The organism is Mycobacterium sp., assembly GCF_035603715.1.
Taxonomy (GTDB): Bacteria; Actinomycetota; Actinomycetes; order Mycobacteriales; family Mycobacteriaceae; genus Mycobacterium.
The window spans coordinates 1-3,491 of record NZ_DATNJW010000604.1 but is presented as its reverse complement, the minus strand read 5'-3'; the positions used below and the strand labels follow the sequence as shown (position 1 = coordinate 3,491).

General features: G+C 64.9%; 4 protein-coding genes. 2 read left to right on the top strand and 2 right to left on the bottom strand.

Annotated elements, in window-relative coordinates; all coding sequences use genetic code 11:
- Positions 1-16 precede the first annotated feature (16 nt).
- Together VN856_RS24780 and VN856_RS24775 are read right to left on the bottom strand one after the other, a co-directional pair.
- Positions 17-904 (bottom strand): enoyl-CoA hydratase/isomerase family protein, encoded by an 888-nt coding sequence (locus VN856_RS24780; RefSeq protein ID WP_325694271.1) that lies wholly within the window; start codon positions 902-904, stop codon positions 17-19.
- A 105-nt stretch (positions 905-1,009) separates the two neighbouring features.
- Positions 1,010-1,975 carry a TIGR03621 family F420-dependent LLM class oxidoreductase gene (locus VN856_RS24775; RefSeq protein ID WP_325694270.1) on the bottom strand — a complete coding sequence of 322 codons (966 nt, stop codon included), beginning with the start codon at positions 1,973-1,975 and terminating at the stop codon, positions 1,010-1,012.
- An 88-nt stretch (positions 1,976-2,063) separates the two neighbouring features.
- Between VN856_RS24775 and VN856_RS24770 the strand changes: the two genes are divergently transcribed.
- Positions 2,064-2,768, top strand: coding sequence for an SDR family NAD(P)-dependent oxidoreductase (locus tag VN856_RS24770; RefSeq protein WP_325694268.1), 705 nt, complete (start codon positions 2,064-2,066; stop codon positions 2,766-2,768).
- Between the two features lie 9 nt (positions 2,769-2,777).
- Positions 2,778-3,491 (top strand): aldehyde dehydrogenase family protein (locus VN856_RS24765; protein WP_325694267.1); only part of this gene is annotated, 714 nt, incomplete at its 3' end.

Below are 3,491 nucleotides of genomic sequence, written 5' to 3'. Positions count from 1 at the left end.
CGTTGTTGGATGCTGGTCACGAGGGCACTCCTTCGTTGCGTTGACCGCCATTGCTCCAGGGTTCTTGGTCCCAAGCCCGATCGAGTGGCGCCATCTCGCCGCCGAACGGGAAAAACGCACGCTGTGCGTAGGTTTCGCGGGCCAGGCCGTGACCCAGCTCGTCGATGAACGCCCGCTTGAGCGGGTTGGTGAACAGCTGGCGCGAGTAGCGCAGCGTCAGCGGTGGACGTTTGACGAGCTCGCGGGCCAGCTCCCAGGCTCGGTCCAGGACTTTGTCTTTGGGCAGCACCTCGTTGACCACGCCCCACTCCTTGGCTTCGGCGGCCCCGAGCTTCATGCCGGTCAATAGGAAATAGCGAGCACGGGTGTGGCCGGCCAGAAAGCTCCAGATCACATGCTGGCCGTCGCCGGGCACCTGGCCGCGGGGGAAGTGCGATGCGTCCTGGAAGTAGGCGTCCTCGGAGGCCAGCACGATATCGCCGAGCAGCGGCACCTCGGAATGCATGTTGCACGGTCCATTGACGGCGCTGATCATCGGCACGTCGACGTCGAGCACGTTGGTGATCAAGTGCCGTGCATACCAGGCCTTTTCGTCGAGCTTGTTTAGCCCGCGAGTGCCGGGCATCAGCAGGTAGTCGGGTTTTTCGACGGGGTCGCCGTTGGGCATCCGCCCCCAGTTGGCGTTGTAGTTCTCGCCGGTGCCGGTGTGGATGAGCACCTTGATCTCGCGGTCGCCGGCGATGTCGGCGAATGCATCCGACATCTGGTCGTGTGCCCGCCAGTCCCACACCAGGCTGCCGCCGTTGGTGTGGCACTGCATGAGCAAGATGCCGTCATCGGAGAGCTCGAGTCGATAATTCGCGTACCGGTCGTGGTACTCGCTGTATCGGGTCCGCTTTGCCATTGAGTCGTCTCACTCCTGCGGTGGTCATTCCGGCGTCAACACTATTTGAGCGATCGCCCAATAGTTAGCTGCCATGTTTACATCTCCGCACGCAGTGGTCAAGGTTTAGCGGCCGCTGAGCCGGTCCACGACCGGAGCGAACGACTCGATCTGCGACTGCTGCACCGTCACGTAGTTGACGCCGAGCGAATCCCGTTGCGAATACAGCATCTCCACAATGGTTTCCAGTGAGCCGACCATGACGTTGGGATGTTCGCGCAGCACGTCGACCGGAATTCCGGTTGACGACTCCGCTTTCGCCAGCGCGGCTTCAGGGTCGTCGGTGATCGTCGTGAAGTACGGCGAACTCTCAATTTCCAGCCCGCCGTAGCGCTCTCCGGCAGCGGCCCGGACCACGTCGATCCGGCGCTGCGCGACTGTCTGTGGATCCAGGCCTTCGGCGTCGCGTGCCACAAACGGCACGCTGGACATGCTGACGATGTCGGCCTCCCGGCCGGCGAACGCCAGCATCCGCGGTCCGCCGCCGCCGATCATGATCGGCGGATGCGGCCGCTGCACCGGGCGGGGCCGGCCCGCGTAGCCGCGCACCTGCACAATCTGGCCGGCATAATCCAACTCCTCGCCGTCCCAGTGCGCCTTGATCAACGACACCACCTCGGCGAGCTTGGCGATTCGCCGCGCGGGTCGGTCGAAGGTCAAACCCATTGCGTTGTACTCGGTTTCGCTCCAGCCGGCTCCGATGCCCATCTCCAGCCGACCGTCCGACAGCAGATCCAGGGTGGCGGCTTCTTTGGCCAACACGGCCGGCACGTGATAGTCGATGCAGAACACCCGACACCCGATGCGAAGCGTCTCACTGACGGCGGTCGCCGCGGCCATCGCCGCGATCGGCGCCAGGTCTTGGCGAGGGGTGCGCGCGACTTTCTGCGCGGGACCGGGACCCAGGTAGTGGTCGGCGAGGAAAAGCGTTGAGTAGCCGAGATCTTCGACTTTGCGAACGGTATCGCGCCACTCACGTCCGCCGGCTGCGTTGGTCGCCTGCACGGCGAAGCGAAACGGTGGCCTGTCCATGGGCTTGACCATAATCGACGCGGAATGATAGGCATGACTAGTTTGGGCAGTCGCTCAGGAAAGTTGCCAAGGAAGGGCGGTAGCGGGCTTGAAGACCGCAGTCGTAACGGGCGGCGCCTCGGGGATTGGTCGCGCCGTCGCCGAGCGGTTGCGCAGCGACGGATTTCAGGCGGCCGTCATCGACTTGTCGCCGACCGACGACGAGTTCGGTCACGTCGCCGATGTCACCGACCGCGCGCAGGTCGACGCCGCCGTCGCGGCGATTCGGGAGAAGTTCGGCCCGATCCTGGTGCTGGTCAACGCGGCCGGGGTAGAGGGCTTCCAGAAGTTCTCGAAGATGACGTTCCCGGAGTGGTCGAAGGTGATCGACGTCAACCTCAACGGTGTATTCCATACCATCCAGTCGGTGCTGCCCGACATGGTCGAGGCCGGGTGGGGGCGCATCGTCAACATCTCGTCGTCCAGCACGCACTCCGGCCAGCCGTTCATGGCGCATTACGTGGCGGCCAAATCCGCGGTGAACGGCCTGACCAAATCGCTGGCTCTGGAATACGGCCCATCGGGCATCACCGTCAACGCTGTTCCGCCGGGGTTCGTGGACACACCGATGCTGCGCAGCGCGGAAAGCCGACACCTGCTCGGCGGAACCGTCGAAGACCACATCAACCGCACACCGGTGCGCCGGGTGGGCCGGCCCGAGGACATCGCCGCCGCGTGCGCCTTCTTCATCTCCGAGGAAGCCAGCTATATCACCGGACAGATACTCGGCGTCAACGGCGGCCGAAACACCTGAGAGGACCCAATGTACGACAGGGATCAGCTTTTCATCGACGGAAAATGGGCTGCGGCACAAGGTGATTCCGTCATCAGTGTGGTATCGCCGCACAGCGGAGCCGAGATCGGTCGCGCTGTCTGCGCGGGACCTGCCGACGTCGACCGCGCCGTGCAGTCGGCGCGAGCGGCCTTCGACACCGGACCGTGGCCCCGGACGCCGCCCAGCGAACGCATCGAGGCGATCGGGCGCCTGGCCGCCATCTACAAGGAACGCCGAGCCGATATGGCCGCACTTATCTCCGCCGAGATCGGCGCGCCCATCTCCTTTGCGAAGAGGGCACAGGTCGCGTTGCCGCTCATGATGATGTCGGCGTTCTCCGGAATAGCCGCTGACTACCCCTGGCAGCAGGATCGCCCAGGGCTGTACGGCAACGACATTCGGATCGTCAAGCAACCGGTGGGCGTCGTCGCCGCGATCGTGCCGTGGAACATGCCGCAGTTCCTGACCGTCACCAAGGTCGTGCCGGCTTTGTTGGCCGGCTGCACGGTAGTGCTCAAACCCGCGCCCGAGTCGGTCCTCGACGCGCAGCTGCTCGCCGACCTGGTCGCCGAAGCCGACCTGCCGCCCGGCGTGCTGAATGTGGTGCCCGGCGGCCGCGACGTCGGCGAGCAATTGGTCAGCCATGACGGCGTGGACAAGGTGTCGTTCACCGGCTCCACCGCGGCCGGTCGCCAGGTCGCG